At 56.9% G+C, this 21165-nt stretch carries 20 protein-coding genes; 3 read left to right on the top strand and 17 right to left on the bottom strand.

Annotated elements, in window-relative coordinates:
* Nucleotides 1-92 precede the first annotated feature (92 nt).
* The 10 genes from pepB to trmJ form a co-directional block, all read right to left on the bottom strand.
* The gene (gene pepB / locus K7H21_RS07180) at nucleotides 93-1379 is read right to left on the bottom strand and encodes an aminopeptidase PepB (RefSeq protein WP_004123606.1); all 1287 of its coding nucleotides are present in this window, start codon (nucleotides 1377-1379) and stop codon (nucleotides 93-95) included.
* Nucleotides 1380-1486: 107 nt separating this feature from the next.
* Nucleotides 1487-1687 (bottom strand): Fe-S cluster assembly protein IscX, encoded by a 201-nt coding sequence (gene iscX, locus K7H21_RS07175; protein ID WP_004104502.1) that lies wholly within the window; start codon nucleotides 1685-1687, stop codon nucleotides 1487-1489.
* 1 nt (nucleotide 1688) lies between these two features.
* A complete protein-coding gene (gene fdx, locus K7H21_RS07170; protein WP_004104503.1) occupies nucleotides 1689-2024 on the bottom strand; it encodes an ISC system 2Fe-2S type ferredoxin in 336 nt (111 codons plus the stop codon).
* A gap of 1 nt (nucleotide 2025) precedes the next feature.
* Nucleotides 2026-3876, bottom strand: coding sequence for a Fe-S protein assembly chaperone HscA (gene hscA / locus K7H21_RS07165; RefSeq protein WP_004123608.1), 1851 nt, complete (start codon nucleotides 3874-3876; stop codon nucleotides 2026-2028).
* 15 nt (nucleotides 3877-3891) lie between these two features.
* Nucleotides 3892-4407: a co-chaperone HscB gene (hscB, locus tag K7H21_RS07160; RefSeq protein ID WP_223035672.1), complete on the bottom strand. Its 516-nt coding sequence runs from the start codon at nucleotides 4405-4407 to the stop codon at nucleotides 3892-3894.
* 75 nt (nucleotides 4408-4482) lie between these two features.
* Nucleotides 4483-4806, bottom strand: coding sequence for an iron-sulfur cluster assembly protein IscA (gene iscA / locus K7H21_RS07155; RefSeq protein WP_002913979.1), 324 nt, complete (start codon nucleotides 4804-4806; stop codon nucleotides 4483-4485).
* A 19-nt stretch (nucleotides 4807-4825) separates the two neighbouring features.
* The gene (gene iscU / locus K7H21_RS07150; RefSeq protein WP_002913991.1) at nucleotides 4826-5212 is read right to left on the bottom strand and encodes a Fe-S cluster assembly scaffold IscU; all 387 of its coding nucleotides are present in this window, start codon (nucleotides 5210-5212) and stop codon (nucleotides 4826-4828) included.
* A gap of 26 nt (nucleotides 5213-5238) precedes the next feature.
* A complete protein-coding gene (gene iscS / locus K7H21_RS07145; protein ID WP_004134936.1) occupies nucleotides 5239-6453 on the bottom strand; it encodes a cysteine desulfurase in 1215 nt (404 codons plus the stop codon).
* Between the two features lie 177 nt (nucleotides 6454-6630).
* Entirely contained in the window at nucleotides 6631-7122 is a 492-nt protein-coding gene (gene iscR, locus K7H21_RS07140) for a Fe-S cluster assembly transcriptional regulator IscR (RefSeq protein WP_004104510.1), read from the bottom strand.
* A gap of 232 nt (nucleotides 7123-7354) precedes the next feature.
* Nucleotides 7355-8086: a tRNA (cytosine(32)/uridine(32)-2'-O)-methyltransferase TrmJ gene (gene trmJ / locus K7H21_RS07135; protein ID WP_004123616.1), complete on the bottom strand. Its 732-nt coding sequence runs from the start codon at nucleotides 8084-8086 to the stop codon at nucleotides 7355-7357.
* A gap of 120 nt (nucleotides 8087-8206) precedes the next feature.
* Here trmJ and suhB point away from each other — a divergent pair, with 120 nt between their 5' ends.
* Nucleotides 8207-9010 (top strand): inositol-1-monophosphatase, encoded by an 804-nt coding sequence (gene suhB, locus K7H21_RS07130; RefSeq protein WP_004123618.1) that lies wholly within the window; start codon nucleotides 8207-8209, stop codon nucleotides 9008-9010.
* A 45-nt stretch (nucleotides 9011-9055) separates the two neighbouring features.
* Here suhB and K7H21_RS07125 read toward each other — a convergent pair whose 3' ends face one another.
* The 3 genes from K7H21_RS07125 to K7H21_RS07115 all read right to left on the bottom strand — a co-directional run bounded on the left by K7H21_RS07125 (nucleotide 9056) and on the right by K7H21_RS07115 (nucleotide 11599).
* Nucleotides 9056-9622, bottom strand: a complete 567-nt coding sequence (locus K7H21_RS07125) for a hypothetical protein (RefSeq protein WP_123828942.1) — start codon at nucleotides 9620-9622, stop codon at nucleotides 9056-9058.
* Nucleotides 9623-9989: 367 nt separating this feature from the next.
* On the bottom strand, nucleotides 9990-10970 hold the full coding sequence (locus tag K7H21_RS07120) for a nickel/cobalt transporter (RefSeq protein WP_223035671.1): 981 nt from the start codon (nucleotides 10968-10970) through the stop codon (nucleotides 9990-9992).
* The gene (locus K7H21_RS07115; RefSeq protein WP_223035670.1) at nucleotides 10961-11599 is read right to left on the bottom strand and encodes a DUF1007 family protein; all 639 of its coding nucleotides are present in this window, start codon (nucleotides 11597-11599) and stop codon (nucleotides 10961-10963) included. The genes K7H21_RS07120 and K7H21_RS07115 overlap by 10 nt, the downstream gene beginning before the upstream one ends.
* A 124-nt stretch (nucleotides 11600-11723) precedes the next feature.
* On the opposite strand from K7H21_RS07115, the gene csiE reads away from it, so the two are divergent.
* Nucleotides 11724-13001 (top strand): stationary phase inducible protein CsiE, encoded by a 1278-nt coding sequence (csiE, locus tag K7H21_RS07110; RefSeq protein ID WP_223035669.1) that lies wholly within the window; start codon nucleotides 11724-11726, stop codon nucleotides 12999-13001.
* On the opposite strand, the gene K7H21_RS07105 is transcribed toward csiE, so the two are convergent.
* The 4 genes from K7H21_RS07105 to K7H21_RS07090 all read right to left on the bottom strand — a co-directional run bounded on the left by K7H21_RS07105 (nucleotide 12998) and on the right by K7H21_RS07090 (nucleotide 19827).
* Nucleotides 12998-14131, bottom strand: coding sequence for a 3-phenylpropionate MFS transporter (locus K7H21_RS07105; RefSeq protein ID WP_049115870.1), 1134 nt, complete (start codon nucleotides 14129-14131; stop codon nucleotides 12998-13000). The two genes, csiE and K7H21_RS07105, sit on opposite strands and share 4 nt — an antisense overlap.
* A gap of 77 nt (nucleotides 14132-14208) precedes the next feature.
* Nucleotides 14209-15045, bottom strand: coding sequence for an aldose 1-epimerase (locus K7H21_RS07100; protein WP_087828485.1), 837 nt, complete (start codon nucleotides 15043-15045; stop codon nucleotides 14209-14211).
* On the bottom strand, nucleotides 15045-16481 hold the full coding sequence (locus tag K7H21_RS07095) for a sugar porter family MFS transporter (RefSeq protein ID WP_087828484.1): 1437 nt from the start codon (nucleotides 16479-16481) through the stop codon (nucleotides 15045-15047). The genes K7H21_RS07100 and K7H21_RS07095 overlap by 1 nt, the downstream gene beginning before the upstream one ends.
* A 70-nt stretch (nucleotides 16482-16551) precedes the next feature.
* Nucleotides 16552-19827 (bottom strand): DUF5107 domain-containing protein, encoded by a 3276-nt coding sequence (locus K7H21_RS07090; RefSeq protein ID WP_142445886.1) that lies wholly within the window; start codon nucleotides 19825-19827, stop codon nucleotides 16552-16554.
* 112 nt (nucleotides 19828-19939) lie between these two features.
* Between K7H21_RS07090 and K7H21_RS07085 the strand changes: the two genes are divergently transcribed.
* On the top strand, nucleotides 19940-21136 hold the full coding sequence (locus K7H21_RS07085; protein ID WP_004123640.1) for an ROK family transcriptional regulator: 1197 nt from the start codon (nucleotides 19940-19942) through the stop codon (nucleotides 21134-21136).
* The last annotated feature ends 29 nt before the right edge of the window (nucleotides 21137-21165 follow it).

Below are 21165 nucleotides of genomic sequence, written 5' to 3'. Positions count from 1 at the left end.
TCGCTACTTCAAAATCGCCCGGCGGCGCTGCGCTCGCACGGGCCCACGAGTTTTGTCGGCCGGGTAAGCGCAGCGCCACCCGGCAAGATCCATTACTCTGCCGTCAGCAGGTTGGCAATGGTGCGCACGCCAAGACCGGTCGCGCCTGCCGACCACTGCTCAACGGCAGATTTACGGTAGGTCGCCGAACAGTCGATATGCAGCCAGCCCTGGTGATAGTTCTCCACGAAGTGGGACAGGAAACCCGCTGCGGTGCTGGCGCCCGCCGGATAGGCCGCGCTGCCGGTATTGTTCAGCTCGGCGAAGTTCGACGGCAGCTGGCCGCGGTGGAATTCCGCCAGCGGCAGACGCCAGAAGGCCTCGTTTTCAGCCTGCGCGCTCGCCAGCAGGCGATTTGCCAGACCATCGTCAAAGCTGAACAGCGCGTGATAATCATTGCCCAACGCGGTTTTCGCGGCGCCGGTCAGCGTGGCGGCATCAATAATCAGCTCAGGCTTTTGCGCAGAAGCATCAATCAGGCCGTCAGCCAGCACCAGGCGACCTTCCGCATCGGTATTCATGATTTCCACAGTTTTACCGTTGCGATAGTGAATAATATCGCCAAGTTTAAAGGCGTTGCCGCTAATCAGGTTATCGGCGCAGCACAGATACAGCTTCACGCGCTTATTGAGGCCGCGAGTGATGGCAAACGCCAGCGCGCCGGTCACCGTTGCCGCGCCGCCCATGTCGGACTTCATTGAGTCCATAAAGGCGCTCTGTTTGATGCTGTATCCGCCGGAGTCAAAGGTGATGCCTTTACCGACCAGACAGGCGTACACCGGGGCTTCTTTATCGCCGGTTGGGTTATAGTCCAGCGCCAGCAGGACCGGTGGGCGCTCGGAACCGCGACCAACCGTGTGCAGGCCCAGATAGTTCTGCTCGCGCAGGTCTTCACCCTTGGTGATACGATAAGAGACGTTATCGCAGGCCACGCTGCACAGCAGGTCTACCGCACGCTGCGCCAGCTGTTCAGGCCCCAGCTCTTCCGCCGGGGCGTTAATGGTGTCACGGACCCAGTCAATAATGGTCAGGCGGTTATCCAGTTCGCTTTTCTGCGCATCGTCGAGGGCCGGCCACTCAACTTTGCGGCTGCCTTTCGGCCCCTTATAACCCGCCCAGAACGCCCATGCGCGGTCGGTGTCCCAGCCTTCGCCATCAAGCGCAACGTGTTTGATGCCCATGCCGTCAATTTTCCGCGCCGCGCGCTGAATCAAGCCCAGGTCGTCTTTGCCGTTCAGGTGCAGGGCGATGCCGTCGTTATTAATGCTGTAAGACGCTTTTTCTCCCCAGCGCGCATCGGCTGGCTGAGCGGTAAGCGTAATTTTCATAGCTTCGGTCATTATCATTATCCTTCTTAGCAAACGGGCCGCCGTATGGCAGCCCGTAAAGTTCTTTCGCCTGTTGATTTATCCGGCTGATAACCACCGGGTAAATCATAACGCGAAAATTATTCGGCTTCGTCTAACCAGACTAGCAGAATCGCCTCAAGAATTTTTTCATTGGATGCGTTTGGATCGTCATCAAACTCTTCCAGGTCGCATATCCACTGATGCAGATCGGTGAAGCGAACGGTTTTCGGGTCGAGATCCGGGAAGGCGTCGTACAGCGCTTCGCCGATTTCGCGACTGTCGGTCCATTTCAGTCCCATATTAATGCTCGCGTGCGTGGTTGATAGTGTAACGCGGAATTTCGATGACCAAATCTTCGTCAGTCACCCGCGCCTGGCAGCTCAGACGGCTGTCGGGCTCAAGCCCCCAAGCCTTATCCAGCATGTCGTCTTCATCTTCGGTACTTTCCGCCAGCGAGTCAAAACCTTCACGCACGATGCAGTGGCAGGTGGTACAGGCACAGGATTTTTCGCAGGCGTGCTCAATCTCAATACCGCTACGCAGCGCAGCATCAAGAATGGTTTCACCGGTCTCAGCTTCCACAACTACGCCATCCGGACATAGGTCCTGGTGGGGCAGAAAAACAATTTTTGGCATTTTAAACCTCGTCCACGGATTGGCCTTTCAGCGCGATACGGACCGATTGATCCATACGACGTGCGGCGAATTCCTGGGTTTGTGTGTCGATATTTTTAATCGCTTCTTTGATTGCATCGGCATCATCGCCTGCCGCAGCGGCGCGCACTTGCTCCGCGGCGTCATCGATAGCCTGACGCTCTGCGGCGCTTAACAGCGCGGCGTCGGCGGCCAGCGCGCTGACCAGACTTTCCAGTACGCGCGCGGCTTCAACTTTTTGCTCGGCCAGCATACGCGCCTGGACGTCCTGTTCGGCGTAGCTCATCGAATCTTTAATCATGCTGGCGATCTCGCCATCGGTCAGACCGTAGGACGGTTTCACCTGGATAGAGGCCTCGACGCCGGTCGATTTCTCCATCGCCGTCACGCTCAGCAGGCCGTCGGCATCCACCTGGAAGGTGACTCGAATATGCGCCCCGCCCGCCGGTAATGCCGGAATGCCGCGCAGCGCAAAACGCGCCAGGGAGCGGCAGTCCTGTACCAGCTCGCGCTCGCCCTGCATAACGTGAATAGACATCGCCGTCTGGCCATCTTTGAAAGTGGTGAACTCCTGCGCGCGCGCCACCGGAATGGTGGTGTTGCGCGGGATAACCTTCTCCACCAGACCGCCCATGGTTTCCAGCCCCAGGGAGAGCGGGATCACATCGAGCAGCAGTAGTTCGCTATCCGGCTTGTTGCCTACCAGAATGTCCGCCTGAATCGCCGCGCCGATGGCGACGACTTTATCCGGATCGATTGAGGTCAGCGGCGTACGGCCAAAGAACTCACCGACGCGCTCGCGCACCAGCGGCACGCGGGTCGAGCCGCCCACCATCACCACTTCCAGCACCTCTTGCGCCTCAACGCCGGCGTCTTTCAGCGCGCGACGACAGGCCAGCAGAGTGCGTTTTACCAGCGGCGCGATCAGCGCATTAAACTGGCTGCGGGTTATTTCCCCCTGCCAGCCGCCGACGTTCACCCATGCCGTTTCGGCATCGCTGAGGGCGATTTTCGCCGCGATCGCCGCGTCGAGCAGCTCGCGCTGCAGGCGGTTGTCGCTGCGATCGCTCAGGCCAGCCTGCTCGCGCAGATAATCGGCCAGCAGGTGATCGAAATCGTCGCCGCCGAGCGCGGAATCGCCGCCGGTAGCCAGGACTTCAAACACGCCGCGGCTTAAGCGCAGCACGGAGATATCAAAGGTGCCGCCGCCGAGATCGTAAACCGCGATGACCCCTTCCTGGCCGGAGTCCAGGCCGTAGGCAATCGCCGCCGCGGTGGGTTCGTTCAGCAGACGCAGCACGTGCAGGCCCGCCAGACGCGCCGCGTCTTTGGTTCCCTGACGCTGAGCATCATCGAAGTAGGCCGGCACGGTAATCACCACGCCGTCGAGCTCGCCCGACAGCGCTTCGGTGGCGCGTTCGGCCAGCGCTTTTAGAATGTCGGCAGACACGCGGATCGGATTGAGCAAACCACCCGTAGTCTGAATCATCGGCAGGCCATTTTCGCTTGCCTGCAGCTGATAAGGCAGATGCGGGTAGCGGGCCTCGATATCGGCCAGAGAGCGCCCCATCATGCGTTTGACGGAGCTGATGGTGTTGACCGGATCCTGAGCGGCGTTTTGCCGCGCGTCATAGCCCACCGTCAAACCCGAAGCCTGATAGTTCACCACCGACGGCAGCAAATAGCGCCCTTGATGGTCGGGCAGAGTTTCGGCCTGGCCGCTACGTACGGTAGCCACCAGTGAATTGGTGGTGCCCAGATCGATACCCGCCGCCAGACGTCGCTGGTGCGGCGCGGCGCTCAGCCCGGGCTCACTAATTTGTAATAAGGCCATAATTGCTTCCGAAAATTAAAAATCGAGCAGTTTTTCTTCGAGTTGTTCCGCACTGCTTCGCAGTTTATCGAGAAAACGCAGCTTGCGCACGGTATCCGCCGCCGCCTCCCACGTCTCGTTATTCAGTTGTTCAACCATCAGCTGATGCCGGATATCAAATTGCGCTTTGACCCGCTTGATAAAGCTTTCCAGCCGCGCTTCATCTTTCGCCTTGCCTATCTCATCGAGCTCTTCGCGCAGTTCCAGCTGTTCCATCAGGAACGCGGTATCGCGCACGGTGTGCTGCTCGCTGGCGAGATTGAAACCATGAAGCGAAAGGAGATATTCGGCGCGGGTCAGCGGGTGGCGAAGGGTTTGCCACGCCTGATTAATGGTGGCGGACTGCTGCACCGCGGCGAGCTGTTCGGCCGCGCTGCCGCTGGCGAACTTATCGGGGTGATACTGGCGCTGTAGTTCCTGGTACCGGGCAGCCAGGGGTTCTAACGAAAGGGTATAGCTGGCCGGTAACCCGAAGAGGGTAAAATAGTCCATAGCAACCTCAGGGTTAACGAGATAAAGCAAACCCCACTTACGGGCGCCCGCAGTGGGGTTTAGATTACATTGCAATTACACGTTAAAGCTTTCGCCGCAGCCGCACTCGTCCTTCACGTTCGGGTTGGTGAACTTAAACCCTTCGTTAAGACCTTCTTTGACGAAGTCCAGCTGCGTACCGTCGAGGAACTGCAAACTTTTGCCGTCGATCACGACTTTCACGCCTTTGTCTTCAAACACGGTGTCTTCAGCCGCTGGTTCGTCAACAAACTCCAGTACATAAGCCATACCTGAACAGCCGGAAGTTCTGACTCCCAGGCGCAGGCCAAACCCTTTACCGCGGTTGGCCAGAAAGGCGTTGACTCGCGCTGCTGCACTGTCGCTTAAAGTAATCGACATAACAAACCTCAACTCTTAATTATTTTGCTTCACGTTTGCTTTTGTAATCCGCAATCGCGGCTTTAATCGCGTCTTCCGCCAGAATAGAGCAGTGAATTTTCACCGGCGGCAGCTCGAGCTCGTCTGCGATATCGGTGTTTTTAATCGCCTGAGCTTCGTCCAGCGATTTCCCTTTTACCCATTCGGTCACCAGGGAGCTGGAAGCAATAGCGGAACCGCAGCCGTAGGTCTTGAAACGCGCATCTTCAATGATACCTTCATTGTTGACTTTAATCTGCAACTTCATCACGTCGCCGCACGCCGGTGCGCCAACCATACCGCTGCCGACGTTTTCGTCGCTATTGTCGAAAGAGCCGACGTTGCGCGGATTCTCGTAATGATCGATAACTTTTTCGCTGTAAGCCATGATGAATTCTCCTTATTGGTGCCGAATTAGTGATGTGACCATTCAATGCTGTTCAGATCCACGCCCTGCTTGAACATTTCCCACAGCGGAGAGAGTTCGCGCAGACGACCGATGGAATTGCGGACCAGATTGATGGTGTAGTCAATCTCTTCTTCGGTAGTAAAACGACCTAAAGAGAAACGAATAGAGCTATGCGCCAGCTCGTCGGTCATCCCCAGCGCGCGCAGCACGTAGGACGGCTCAAGGCTTGCGGAAGTACAGGCTGAACCGGAAGAGACCGCCAGGTCTTTCAGCGCCATAATCAGCGACTCGCCTTCAACGTAGTTAAAGCTGACGTTGAGGATATTCGGCGCGCCCTGCTCAAGGTCACCGTTGAGATAAACCTCTTCCATATCTTTCACGCCGTCCCACAGACGGTTACGCAGGCCGCGCAGGCGGGCCATTTCGCTTTCCATCTCTTCTTTCGCGATACGGTAAGCTTCACCCATACCGACGATCTGGTGGACAGGCAGCGTACCGGAACGCATGCCGCGCTCGTGACCGCCGCCGTGCATCTGCGCTTCGATACGAATACGCGGTTTACGACGCACGTACAGCGCGCCGATGCCTTTCGGGCCATAGATTTTGTGGCCGGAGAAGGACATCAGGTCAACTTTCAGCTGGCTCAGGTCGATAGGCAGTTTGCCCACGCTCTGGGTCGCGTCAACGTGGTAAATGATACCGCGGGCGCGGCACATCTCGCCGATGGTAGCGATATCCTGCACCACGCCGATTTCGTTATTCACGTGCATAATGGAAACAAGGATGGTGTCATCACGCATCGCGGCTTCCAGTTCTTTTAAATCGATAATGCCGTTACGCTGCGGGGCGAGGTAGGTGACTTCAAACCCTTCGCGCTCCAGCTGACGGCAGGTGTCCAGCACGGCTTTGTGTTCGGTTTTGCTGGTGATGATGTGCTTGCCTTTTTTCTGATAAAAGTTGGCTGCACCTTTAATCGCCAGGTTATCGGATTCCGTCGCGCCGGAGGTAAAGACGATTTCGCGCGGGTCGGCACCGACCAGCTCGGCAATCTGATTACGGGCGATATCTACCGCCTCTTCAGCCTGCCAGCCAAAACGGTGGGAACGGGAGGCCGGGTTACCAAAGGTCCCGTCCAGAGTCAGGAACTGCATCATTTTCTCGGCAACACGCGGGTCCACCGGCGTGGTTGCGGAGTAATCGAGATAGATCGGTAATTTCATTGCTCTATAAACTCCGTACATCGCTTCAATGCAAGGAATCAGGCAACCGGCTGGATGTACGACCGAGTACACAGGATGGCGGAGCATCCCGGCCTGATTCGAAAATCTTTTTTATCTTTTTGGCTCAGCTCGTTTCAGCTTGCAGCCAAATAGCTGCAAGATGAAATTGAACGAGAACTACGCGCGCAGTTTAACGTCGATAGCGTCCTGAGCGCGGGTATTACGCTGGGATTCATGGTTGTGCTGACGACCGGAGACATCAAGGATTTCCTGGTTATTCACCAGTTCGCCCAGCGTGATGTTATTCAGAAAACCGGTCAGTCGCTCGCTCAGATCGCGCCACAGCGCGTGAGTAAGGCACTTATCGCCGCCCTGGCAGCCGCCTTTGCCCTGACAACGGGTGGCGTCAACGGATTCGTCTACTGCGCTGATAACTTCGCCAACCGCGATGCTACCCGCTTCTTTACCTAACAGATAACCGCCGCCTGGGCCACGTACGCTGGAAACCAGACCATTTTTGCGCAGGCGAGAGAACAGCTGTTCCAGATAGGAAAGCGAAATTCCCTGACGCTCTGAAATATCAGCCAACGGAACCGGACCCGATTCAGAGTTGAGCGCAACGTCAAGCATCGCGGTCACGGCATAACGCCCTTTAGATGTCAGTCTCATGTCTTACTTAACCTCAAACTCGCCCCTGCCCGGGCTTTTTATTAATATGGGTATTGCATAGCAAGGCAAGTCTGACATTCCCGAGTAAATTGGTCAACTATTTACTTGACTGTTTTAGTCAGGTATTTGGCTTTCCGTGCCGTTTTACTTAAGCGCGATCTGATGCCCTCTCCCATAGGGGAGGCGATCGGTAGGCCGGGTAAGCGCAGCGCCACCCGGCAAACAGACGGTACTACTCTTTATTCTTCTGCTCAATTGACGCCAGCATACCGCGCAGGATGTTCAGCTCCTGGCTTTCCGGGCGGGCGCGGGTAAACAAACGGCGCAGTTTGTTCATCACCTGGCCCGGATGACTGGCGCGGATAAAGCCGGTCGCCAGCAGCGTCTGCTCCAGATGGCCGTAGAAACGCTCTAAATCATCCACCAGCGGATACGGGGTTTCTTCATGCTCGACGACGGGCTCATTTTGCTCCTGCGCCGCCAGCCATGCCATACGCACTTCATAGGCGATGACCTGCACCGCCATCGCCAGGTTCAGCGAGCTGTATTCCGGGTTAGCGGCAATCGCCACGTGATAGTGACACTTCTGCAGCTCTTCGTTAGTCAGGCCGACGCGTTCACGGCCAAATACCAGCGCAACCGGCGCATGCTGCGCTTCGGCAACGCTTTTCAGGCCGCATTCGCGCGGATCGAGCATCGGCCACGGCAGCGTGCGGGAGCGCGCGCTGGTCCCCACGACGAGGCTACAGCCCGCTAGCGCTTCATCAAGGGTATCAACGATGTGGGCATTGCCAATGACGTCGCTGGCCCCGGCCGCCAGAGCGATGGCCTGAGAATCGGGTTTGACCAGAGGATTGACCAGCCACAGGTTGGTTAACCCCATGGTTTTCATTGCGCGGGCGACGGAGCCCATATTGCCGGTGTGTGAGGTTTCTACCAGTACGATTCGAATATTTTGCAGCATTATGGTTCTTCGGCTAAAGATTATTCGTGCATGCTATCATAAAACGGAGACATGGGCAGATTTCACTGTTACTATATGCGCCGTTTTTTCCCGTTCTTTAACATCCAGTGAGAGAGACCGATGCATCCGATGCTGAACATCGCCGTGCGCGCAGCGCGCAAGGCGGGTAATTTAATTGCCAAGCACTACGAAACCCCTGATTCCGTAGAAACAAGCCAGAAAGGCAGCAATGATTTCGTGACCAACGTCGATAAAGCCGCTGAAGCGATTATTATCGAAACCATTCGCAAATCTTACCCGCAGCACACCATCATCACCGAAGAAAGCGGTGAACATGAGGGTGAAGATCAGGATGTTCAATGGGTTATCGATCCACTGGATGGCACCACCAACTTCGTAAAACGTCTGCCGCACTTCTCCGTCTCCATCGCCGTACGCATTAAAGGCCGTACTGAAGTTGCCGTGGTTTACGATCCAATGCGTAACGAGCTGTTTACCGCAACCCGCGGTCAGGGCGCGCAGCTGAACGGCTACCGCCTGCGCGGCAGCAGCGCTCGCGATCTGGATGGCACGATCATCGCCACCGGCTTCCCGTTCAAAGCAAAACAGCACGCGACCTCTTACATGAATATCCTCGGCAACATGTATACCGAATGCGCGGATTTCCGCCGCACCGGTTCCGCTGCCCTGGATCTGGCCTACGTTGCCGCTGGCCGCGTTGACGGCTACTTTGAAATCGCGCTGAAACCGTGGGATTTCGCGGCAGGCGAGCTGATCGCTCGTGAAGCAGGCGCTATCGTCTGCGACTTTACCGGCGGCCATAACTACCTGCTGACCGGCAACATCGTTGCAGGCAACCCGCGCGTTGTAAAAGCCATGCTGGCGAATATGCGCGAGCAGCTGAGCGAAGCGCTGAAGCGTTAATTTTATCGTTGAGTAAAAAGGGAAGCCTTGCGCTTCCCTTTTTTATTATTTCATCAGATTCACTACAATCCGCACGGTGGTATTTATCGCCATGCACAATATTGCTGCGCCGTTAAACAGGGCAGAATGCGCGCGCCATTTCGGACAATCCGCGTCGCCTATCAGATGATGAATGAAACAAGCGATACCGCCGGTCACTAACCTGGACAACAGAATCCCGAGCATCGCCGGTGCAAACAGTAACCATCCCAACTGCACAAAGTCGTTTTCGCGTGCGCCGTGCAGCAATAAAACGATTTGAAACGGTAAATAGAACCCCAGTGCGAAAATGAGCGGCAGTCGCAGATTGCTCACCGGGATTTCTGGCGTTTTCACCAGCCGCCAGGCATCGCGAACCAGCGTCAGCCCCAGTACCAGCGTGGCAAAATAGCAGATGTAATTGAAAACTGAGACGAAACGCAGCAGCGTATCGCCCTGGAGATAACGCATAAACCCGACTTGCCAGAACAGAGTCATCAGGAAACCGCACTGCAGGATCCAGCTACGAACTATCCAGCTGAAGAAATCTCTGCGCGACGGCTGGTTATGCAACATCCACGCAACAATGGGCATCTTACTGTACCCGGGGTGCAAAAAAGCCAGTATAAAACCGGCAATCAGCAGCTGGCCGTAAACAGCAACCGGAACGCTTTCTACACTCGTTTGTCCCAGCCCAATAAGATTATACAGAGCCGTATATATGCGGGGGAGCTCGGCAGGCCACCAGCTCGCCAGCTCGGGCCAAAAGAAGATGATTGATAAGCCGACCAGCAGCCCTGCCGCTGCGGATAGAACCAGTGTGTACCCTGAGGTTGGGGATTGATTAACGGTCATTATGACTCCTTGTCACGACCAGGAAAGAAAACTGAAAGCTAAAGCATTGGAGGATAAGCCACAAACAGCCGCCAACACTTTAAGATTTCAGCCCGGTCCAAAGGTATTAAAACGGCCTTAATCCCCCGCCGCTCGGCACTGCACTGCTCCACATAACCACCGCCGCCGCCAGCAAAATCACGCCACCGGCCAGCGCCAGGGTTGCCCAGCCCACCCGCTTCCATAGTACCGGCGCCTGTCTGGCGCTCAGCCTGACCGCCAGCTGGCGAAAACCGTGAACCAGCAGAGCAAGCGCGCTAATGGTAAGCGAGGTTCCCGCCGCCATCGCCATCGCGGCCGCCATCCCCCAGCCAAATACGCCGATAACCTTACTGAACAACAGAACCATAATAGCCCCGGAACAGGGGCGCATTCCCATCGACAGCACGATAGCCAGCCGGGCCCGCCAGTCGTCGCCGCTTTGCAGCCGTTCCGGCGCCGGCAGATGCTGGTGTCCGCAGCCGCAGCTGGCGTGATGAACGTGATGCGCGGTGAAGGCAGTGAATTTAGGCCGGCGCAGCAGTATGCGCAGCTTTTTTAGCGCCCGCCAGCACAGCAAAAGGCCCAGCGCGCCGACCAGCAGATAGCTTCCCTTTTCCAGCCAGAAGCTGCTCAGGTGCAACTGTCTTGCCGGAAGCTGTAGCAGCGTCAGTACCACTACCACTAAAGCGATGGCCACCAGCCCCTGCAGCAACGAGGCGGCCAGGGTCAGGCCAATACTGGATTTCAGCTTTGACGGATGGGTCGCCAGCCAGGTTGTTATAACCACCTTACCGTGCCCCGGCCCCAGCGCGTGCAGGACGCCGTAGGCGAAGCTAAACCCCAGCAGCGACAGCCCGGCGGCGGAAGGATTCTCCGCTACCGCCTGCAGAAGCCGACTCAGTTCGACATTCAGCGCGCGCTGCCAGACCGCGCTTTGCAGCAGCACCTGCGGCCAGGCCAGCCATAGCCAGAAGCCAGCCCCTGCCGCCAGCAGCAAAAAGAGCGCCAGCGGCCAAAGCTGACGCCAGCGCGGTGAACGGCTGTTTTGAGTAAAAATCAGCGACATTGCAGCGTCACCTTTTGCGCGAAATAATTCCCCAGTTCCATATCCTCCGGCGGCGCATCCGCTTTATCCAGCGACTGCGCATAGGACAACATTTTTTCATTCGGTTTCGGCGTCATCACGTTTGCCGTGCAGCTCGTTTTCATCACCGCCGGCAGAGCAAAATCAGCGTCTTTGTCATAATACATATCAACATAATAGGTCGGGTCGTAGGTGGAAAAGGTGAAGGTTTGCCCGGCCAGAGGCTGCGGCTTCGCCAGCGGCAGAGTAAAAGTGAGCACCGCCTGGTGGCCGCTGCGCTCCAGGCCATAGCCGTCGGGTCGATTATCAAACTTTACCCGCTGGCCGTTATGCCATAGCTCGCTGAAATAGTGCTGGCCCAGCACGTTCGCCATCACTTCCGCCGCCAGCTTTTTCCAGATTTCGCTACCAGGTTTGGCGCTGCCCGCATCATAGAGCAGATCGGCGGAGGTGATTTCATCCATCGTCCAGCGCATTTTAAAGCCGGTGAGCAGGCCATTTTCCGCCACAGCCTCCGTTTGTAAGCTGATGAAACTGTGCGGATGTGCCGCCGCGGTTAGCGATAAAAACATGAAAAACGCTACGCTGACGCATTGTTTCACTCTCTTCATCTGTTCCTCACGTGAAAAATTCTGTGAACCGCGCCAGCAATCCTGATGTAAAGACGCGGGAGTGCCCTGCTCACCCTGAATACATTAACTACGCTTAACGAAAACCCTAACTGGAACTAACCGGATGATGACAGTGATTGAACCACCATCTGTGCTTTCCAGTCCACAGCGCCGTAGCCAGGTGCTCCTGATGTTTTATCTGCCCGGGCAATCCGTGACGCCCGAATGGCTGGGTAGCCTCACTCAGGTTGATGAGGATACCGCCAGGCAGGACATCGCGGAGACGGGACGCGAAATTCAGCGTTATCACCGCTTAACCCTGACTTCACAAGCGGACGGCAGCTATCGGATGGAAGGCGCCGCGCTCGATCAACGCTTGTGCTTGCTGCACGCTCTGCGCCGCGGGCTGCGCCTGTGCCCGCATTTTGTCAGCCACCATTTTACCCCGGCGTTAAAAACGCAGCTTAAACAGCAGGGTATCGCACGCACGCTATATGACGACACCAATCTCCAGGCCCTGGTGAACCGGTGCGCCCGAACTCTGAACCGGCAGTTTGACTGCCGCGACGTGCATTTTCTGCGTCTTTATTTACAGTATTGTTTACTGCAGCACCACCTTGGGCAGAGCCCCTCTTTCACCCACGAGCAGCAGCGCTGGGCGCAAGCCGCCGCCGAGTTTACCCTCGCGGAGGAGATTGTTCGCCACTGGCAGCGTCGGGTGGCGGCGACGCCCCATGCCGGAGAACAGCTGTTTCTGACCCTGCTATTTATGCTGCTGAAAACCCCCGATCCCATCCGCGACGGGCACCAGCATGACCGGCGCCTGCATCTGGCCATCTCCAGACTGATTCACCGCTTTCAGAACCTGGCGGGGCGGCCGTTCAGCGATGAGCAGGGGCTTAGCGATCAGCTCTATATACACCTCTCACAGGCGCTACACCGCAGCGTCTTCGCTATCGGTATCGATAACGCGCTGCCGGAGGAGATTGGACGTCTGTATCCCCGTTTGATGCGCACCGCGCAGGCGGCGCTGGAGGAGTTCGAAGCCAGCTGGCAGGTTCGCTTTAGCCAGGAGGAAGTCAGTTTAATCGCGGTGATTTTCGGCGCGTGGCTGATGCAAAAAAGCGATCTGCAAGAGAAACAGGTGGTTTTGCTTACCGATGATAATCCAGACCTTGAGCAGTCGCTGGAGCAGCAGTTGCGCGAGCTAACCCTGCTACCGCTCAATATTAAGTATTTGAGCGTAAGCACCTTCCAGAAAGAGGGCGCGCCGAAGGAAGTGACGCTGATCGTCACCCCCTATACCACGGCGCTACCGCTGTTTTCACCGCCGCTGTTTCACGCCGACGAGACGTTCAGCGATCACCAGCAGCAGCAGATTTGCAAGATGCTCGAGGCCTAAGCCACCGCTTTTGGCCGCACCACCAGCGCCGGTAAGGCCACCAGCGCCATCACCCAGAAAACGCCCTGGTGCAGATGCTGGTAGAGGAAGCCGGCAAATACCGTCATTACCGCAATGCTGCCGCCCATCGCTACCGCGGAGTAGACCGCCTGCAGGCGGATGACTTCGCTTCCCTGGCGAGCCGCGATATAGCGCATCGCCGCCAGATGGCAGACCGTAAAGGTGCCACAGTGGAGGATCTGCGCGACGATAAGCCAGGGTAGCGCCGTCGTCCAGCCCATCAGCGTCCAGCGAATCACTCCGCACACCGCGGAAAGCAGCAGCAGATCGCGGGCGCTGAAGCGGCGGAAGACCTTTTTGCTCAGCGCGAAAATCACCACTTCCGCCACCACGCCAAGCGACCACAAATAGCCCACGGCGGAGGCGGAATACCCCGCCTCCTGCCAGTAGATTGCGCTGAACCCATAGTAGGCGGCGTGCGCCCCCTGCAGCAAACAGACACAGGCGAGGAAGCGCCAGCTTTGCCGCACCAGAGTGACCCAGGCCGACAGCCCGGCCGCTTCCTGCTGGCGGGATTCTCCCTGCGGCTGCACCGACGGCTTCAACAGCATCCCGAGCAGCATGGAGGCTATACCGACGCTGAGCATCACCAGTATCATCCGGTAGTCATACAGGCTGACCAGCTTCCCAGTCAGCGCCGAGCCAATGACGAAAGCTATCGACCCCCACAGGCGCACGCGCCCGTAGTCCATGGTGATCTGCTTTTGCCAGGTATTCGCCAGCGCGTCGGTCAGCGGCACCAGCGGCGAGAAAAAAAGGTTAAAGCCGACGATAATCACCATCAGCCAGACAACCTGGTGGCCGATCCAAAATGCGAGCGCAAAGAGCAGCGTCAGCAGCGCCAGAATGCGCAGAGAAGAGATAAGACGGGACGGGTCGCTGACCCGCGGCGCAATCAGCAAGCTGCCAAGAAAGCGAGACACCAGCCCGGCGCCGAGCAGCATGCCGATGGTTTCCGGCGTCAGGCCAAGTCCGGAAAGCCAGACGCTCCAGAAAGGCAGGAAGATGCCGTAGCTAAAAAAGTAAGTGAAGTAACTAAGCGCCAGCCAGCGCGTGGAGTGCAAGACCATGATTCCCTCCCGAATGGAGGCGACAGTCTGGCGATAAAGCGTGGCGGGTGCAAGATACCCTCGCCTCAAATATGGTGCTATTCGCCCCCCTGCACGTCTATTTTCAGCGAAAAATTCAGCGTATCTCCTGCACCTAAAACCCGCAGCCCCGGCTGTCCGTCCATGTTATGGGCGTTTACCGGATGACTTTGCGGCTCAAGACAAAGGAACGGTTCACCCTGCATTCTGAAGAGCATCAACCACGGAGTTTGCGAAAAAATTGTGATATCCATCACATCACTAATCACCCTCGCCCGCCCGCTCCAGCCAGAATAGCCCACGTTCAGCCAGCGATCCTTACCGTACTGCGCATGGCTGAAATCGGCATAGTCGGGCAGTTGGCCTTGCCAGCCGAGAGGAAGATGCTGCTCCCCTTCAGGCCAGTAGCCAGCGGCTGCAAACTGCACCTTACTGCGCTTATCAAAAGGAAAAAACGGATGAAAACCGCAGCCATAGGGGATGGGGGCGCTACCACAGTGGGTAAGCGTCAGCTCAGCCACCAGCTGGTTACGCAGCAGCTGGTAGCGGATCTGCGCCAGGTAATCGAAACCGCAGACATGCTGCCGACGCAGCTGTAACACGCAATAGTCGCTGCCGCGCGCAATCATATCCCAGCGCTGCAGCCAACCGTCGCCGTGGAGAAAAAAATGCGCGTCGGCGTGGTGGCGAGGCAGAGCTATCTCACATCCCTGAAAAATAAAGCGGTTCCCGGCGACGCGATTGGCCAGTGGCAGCATCGGAAACATGCCGCCGGTGGGGTTTTCATATAGCACCGGCGCCTGATATTGCCGCGAGTACAAACTTTGCACTTTGCCGCCCAGAGAAGCGACGCGCATCCGCAGATGCGCGTTTTCCAGAATCCACTCTTCCGCCATTAGCGCGTCTGCTCCTGCTTCATCGCCTGAGCGCCCGCATGACGTTTCGCCAGCTGCTCTTCCAGGGCTTCGAGAGTGACCCCCTTCGTTTCCGGCACGTTGCGCAGAATATAGAGGTAGCCGACTGCGCAAATAACGCCATACAGCAGGAAACTGCCCGCCGCGCCCAGTCCGGCATTAAGCAGCGGGAAAGTGTAGGTTAACAAGAAACAGGCAATCCACAGCGCCAGGGTGCCTAAGGACATCGCGAGTCCGCGAACGCGGTTGGGGAAGATTTCCGCCAGCAGTACCCAGGTAACCGGCGCCAGGGTCAAGGCGTAAATAGCAATCGCCGCCAGCACCAGCAGCAGAACGGGCCAGCCCATGATGCCCATGCCATAGGCGGCGGCAATCAGAACATAGATAAGCGTCAACCCTGAGGCACCGAGCAGCATTAATTTACGGCGGCCGATTTTATCCACCAGCGGCAGCGCGGCGAGGGTAAACACCAGGTTGACGATCCCCGTTGCGACGATCGATTTCAGCGTACTGTTAATATCGAATCCCGCCGAGGCAAAAATCTCCTGCGCGTAGTTAAAGATGACGTTAATTCCGCACCACTGCTGGAAGACGGCGAGGACCATGCCAATGATAACGATCGGTTTAACCTGCGGAGCCAGCAGCGCGCCGTAGGAGATTTTATGGTTATCTTTTTCCAGCGTGTGCGCGATGTCGCGTAATATCCTGTCGGCATAGTCGGCGGAGCCAATGCGCTCCAGCGCGGCCCGGGCGCGATCCGGCTTACCGGCCTTCATGAGCCAGCGCGGCGACTCAGGAACAAAAAACATCAGCACCAGAAACGCCAGCGCCGGCACCAGTTCCGCGCCGAACATCCAGCGCCAGCCCATCTGCCCGTTCCAGGTCTCCACAATCATCTGCTGCGTCGCCCCCGTCGCTACGGGTTCCGCAATCATCAGGTTGATAAGCTGAGCGGCCAGCACGCCAATCACGATAGTGAGCTGGTTTATCGCAACAAAGCGCCCTCTTTTTTCTGCCGGGCTGACTTCCGCTATGTAAAGCGGGCTGAGCGCGGATGCCAGACCAATCCCCACGCCGCCCACAATGCGGTAAACCACAAACATGTCGAAACTGCTGGCGACCGCCGTCCCCCACGCCGAGGCGCTGAACAGCACGGCGGACAGTATTAAGGGCAGCTTGCGCCCCAGTTTATCGGCGCACCATCCCGAGATTAATGCGCCGAAAACGCAGCCCACCAGCGCCGAGCTCATTGCCCAGCCAGACTGCGCCGGGTCGGTAATGGAAAACCAGGCTTCATAAAACGGCTTTGCGCCGCCAATCACCACCCAGTCATAGCCAAAGAGTAAACCACCGCAGGCGGCGACCAGACAGATAGTCCAGACGTAGCCCATTTTCAGATGTGTCTGCGCGTTATTCATAATGATTCCTCTATAAGGGAAACGCAGGGAACAGTAGGGTTCAGGCGGGCCAGACCCGCCTATTTAAGGTTCAGGAAAAAATACCGCTTTGCAGGGCATGCTGAATTAGATGCGCCTTATCGTGAACGGGGTTGATTTGCAGAAGCTGTTGCATCGCTTTCTGACTGGCGGGTTGGTTGCCTAGTCCCAGGTAGCCAAGCGCTTCAATAAACAAGCAGTGCTGACGGTGCAACTGCTGTGCCGATACATCGAGGACCACAAGATCTGGTAGCGAGACGGCAAAAAAGTCGGCTTGCGGAACGTCATCCCGATGCTGCGCGGCCCAGACGATAAAACTGTGGAAGTGCTGCTCGGCCTGCGCCGAGTTACCGCTCTTACGCAGCGCGATACCCTGCCAGAAAAGGTAATCAGCGGGCTGATCGTTGTAGTAACGCCCGGCGTCCAGCGTTGAGCCCCCTTGCAGGGCAAGCTGGTAATATTCCGCTGCCTGCTGCGCATCCCCTGCCTGTTCCGCGCAATAGCCCAGCAAATACCAGATATCGTTGTCCGTCTGCCCGGGCAGCCGCCCCTCCCCCAGGTTATCGGGATAGCGTAACGCGTCTTTCAGACAGTCCGCAGCCTGCGTAAACGCCTCACGTTCGATCAACTGTAAAGCGCGATGAAGCTGATTGAGCAAATACTGGCCGGTAACTTTCCCCTCCCCGCCTTCCCAGGGATGAAATACGCGCGTATCGAGAATAGCGGCGGCATCGGCATAATGACCGGCCGCGTTCCACAGGCTTAACAGCTCAGCGGTCAGGTCATCCCGTTTCAGCACCACCGCTTTGCGCGCCGCCAGCGTTTCCAGTCGTTCGTTTACCGGCGTTCCCAGTGATTTTTTCAGGAAATCAAGCTCAAAGAGGAAGCGCGCGTTTTCGGGCTCAAGCTCTACGGCCCGTTGCAGATAAGCCAGCGCCTGCGCGGCATCCTGTTGTTTGTTCCAGGCGTAGACCCCCAGCAGACGATAAGCGGGCGCATAGTCGGGAGATTTTTCCAGCGTCTCGCGCCAGCAGCGTACCGCCTCTTCATAGCGACGTTTGCTGTACCAGAAGCAACCGAGCAGATAGCGGGCAAAAGCGCTATCACTCAGGATTTGCAGCATCTGGACTTCATCAAGCGTGTTGGGGAAACGCACTTTTCGCGCATGGCAGCGCTCAGCTTCGGCAATTAACCGTTGCCGTTTATTCGCATCATCGCTTAACGAGGCGCGCCACAGCATCGGCAGCGCTTCCTGGCAATCCAGAACCTCAAGCACCTCCTTCGCCGCCTGCTTCTGACCGATGGAGAGCAGCCAGCCCGCCAGAAGGCTGCCGTTGATCCCTCTGCGCCCCGTTACCCGCAGCAGGTTCTCTCGCGCTTCATCGCCCGGCGCAATCATCCAGCGCGCGCAGTGCAGCGGATAGCTCAACGGGTATTGTTTAAGACAGGCGAAAATATACGCCTGCGCCTCTTTCGTCCGCCCGCTGTTCGCTAACGCCAGCGCTTTCAGCCCCATAGCCAGATGGTTGCTGGCGTTAAACTGCAGGCTGGTGTTGACCTTTTCCAGCGCGTCGACGGTATCACCCCGCTTCATCGCCAGCCTTGCCAGCGCCCACCAGGCGGCATCGCGGCAGTTACCGCTCCAGGACGCTTTGTAATAGCAATCCCATGCTCCAGCTTCATCGCCCTGCCTTTCCAGCGCGCTGGCAAGCAGCATACTGGCTTCGCCATCGCGCGGATTTTTATTCAGACGATGGGCGCGAAGTAGCGCGGCCCGGGCACATTGCTCCGCCAGCCCCCAGTCGGCGCAATTAAACGCCAGCGTCCCGAGGGCAACATTATTGCGGTAATCCTGCGGATCGAGGGCTATTGCCCGACGATAGTAATCTGCGGCATAGCGGCTGGCGTGATTGTATTGTTCAAGATGCTGGCCGATAAAATAGAGCTCATCGCCGTTGTGAATCTCTTCCGGCATCGCCGGCGCGCAGGCCGGTTCGGGCAGGGGCGTCTGCTGAGTAATATGTTCCTGATAATCCAGCAGCAGCTGGTTGTCTGCGGTTTTCACCTTAATGGTTAAACGCCGGGGGTCATTTTCCGGCAGCGTATGCTGCCAGCTCTCGCCGGGCTTCAGCGTAAGCTGAGTTTCATACAGCGGCTGCTTTTCCGCGCTGAGTTCAACAACGATATTTTCCAGCGGCGCAATGGCGTAAACACCGAGCTGCAGCTGCTCCGACTCGCGAACCAGCTTCAGCGCCAGCTGCGTATTGGCATTTTGCACCATCCCCAGCTCGCTATAGGGAAGAAAATTTTGTACAAAAATCTTCTCTTCGTAAGGCGCAAGCCAGGTAAAGTCAGGCTGGTTATCGGTGTAGACGCCGGTCATCAGCTCGATATAGGGACCATTTTCGTCGGTCAGATTGCGGTCCCATGCCTGGCCAAAGTCGCCATAGCCCCAGCTCCACTGTTTTTTGCCCGGCGAAACGTGGTGGTCGGCAACATGCAGTAGCCCACCGCGCTCGTCGTGGTGATAAGCGCCGACAAAGTCATAGTCCGATTTCTCCGCCATATACGAGGTGGGTACCGGAACGTTTTTATAACGAGAGATATCGACGCCGGCAGAATAGTCCACTTTGTAGTAGGTGCCGGTGGCGATGGGAAAAGCGGAAACATCGCGCTTGCCGTGATCGAATACAGCGGTGACATCGGGCGGGAAAACGCTCTGGTGAGCATCGCCGCCTTTTACCGCCGGGTTGGCCCACCACAGGAAATGACGCGGCGTGGCGTTACCATTAAAAACCTTACCGGTGATTTCAATCAGCGCGCGGTCAGGATAGAGAGTAAACCCGGTCATGACCTGCAAACCGCGCATGGGCTCCGCTTCCCCCATCCATACGGTCTGCACGCCGTTTTCCCCGTGCTGGATCGAAAAATCGACCGGCATAAAGGTCGTCGGGCGGTGATGCTGCGGCCAGTTGAACTCGATACCGCCGGAGATCCAGGGCCCCAGTAGCCCTACCAGGGCGGGTTTAACGACTTCATTGTAATAGACGAAATCGCGCTGGTTGACTTTGTCATACGCCCGGTGAATACGTCCGCCGAGCTCCGGCAGCAGCATGATACGAATGAAATCATTCTCCATCCATACTGCCTGATAATCGCGCATTTCACGCTCGCCGGTCAGCGTATCGATCACGCCGTAGGGATAGACGTTGCCGGAGGAACCTTGATAAACGCGTTTTTCCAGAAACATAGGGTTCGGATCCTCCGTCCCCGTCGTCCACGTAGGTAATGTAATTGTTTCCTGCCAGACCTTAACCGAACCGTACATGACGCCTCCACTAAACAAAATAAAGTAAAAATCTCTATAAGAGGAGTTTATATCGCCATTTAGCTGCTAAAATGCGCAACGCTCACGCAATATAGTTAAGGGAGTTAAGTGTATGCAGCGCACCGGTTTAAATAACGCCCGGGTCAGGCAGGTCAACAAATCTATTTTTCTCTCCCACCTCTGGCGGGAGAAACAACTCAGTAAATCCCAGCTTTCCCAGCTCACTGGGCTCTCTATTCCGGCTGTGAGCAACATTCTTGCAGAACTGCTTAGCGAGGGATTGATCGGCCATTCGACGGAAAAAATGAGCAAGCGCGGCGTGAACAGCGGAAGCTACCAGATCCCCGAACACGGTGCCTGGACGCTATGCATGAATATCACGCCGACCAGCATTGAGTATCAGCTTGCCGATGCCCGACTGCTGGCGGTTGATGGCCACCAGCATTTGCCCATCAATGCACCCACGCCGCAGGCTCTTCTGGAGGCCATTGTGGAATGCTGGCGACGTATTCACCGCCGCTACCCGCAGCACAGCATCAATCTCGCGCTTGGCGTTCATGGGCAAGTTGATCCCGTAACCGGGGTGTCACAAACCATGCCCCAGGCGCGCTGGAAAACGCCGATTGAAATAAAGTATCTGCTTGAGGAACAACTCGGCGTGCAAGTACGGGTAGATAATGACTGCGTGATGCTGGCGCTGGCGGAGAAATGGCAGCATCCGGGTCCACAACCGGATTTTTGCGTGATCAACGTCGATTACGGTATTGGATCATCGTTTGTGATTAACGATCAGATTTATCGAGGAAGCCTCTACGGCAGCGGGCAGATAGGACACACGATTGTGAATCCTGACGGCAAGGCCTGCGACTGCGGGAGATACGGTTGCCTCGAAACCGTAGCGTCCCTCAGCGCGTTGAAAAAGCAGGCGCGGATGTGGCTCAAAACCCAGCCGGAAGCGCAGCGCTCTCCCGAGCAATTAACCACGGCATCGCTCATTGAAGCCTGGGAACAGGGAGACGTGCATATCCGCGCATGGGTTGATAGCGCGGCCAACGCCATTGGCTTAAGCCTTTATAATTTCTTAAATATTTTGAATATTAATCAGATCTGGCTATACGGACGCAGCTGCGCCTTTGGCGAACAATGGCTGGAAAGTATCGTTAAACAAACCGGCTTTAATCCCTTTGACCACGGCGATACGCCGCGAGCGCACGCCACCCAAATCGGCTTTGGCAAGCTAACCCGCGCGCAGCAGTTGATGGGTATCGGTTATCTCTACGTTGAGGAGCAACTACAGACGCTGCGTTAATCATCAGGGGGACGTGGCGGAGCGCAAAT

It is taken from the genome of Klebsiella sp. CTHL.F3a, from assembly GCF_019890895.1.
Lineage (GTDB): Bacteria > Pseudomonadota > Gammaproteobacteria > Enterobacterales > Enterobacteriaceae > Klebsiella > Klebsiella grimontii.
This window is presented reverse-complemented; position numbering and strand designations above follow the sequence as displayed.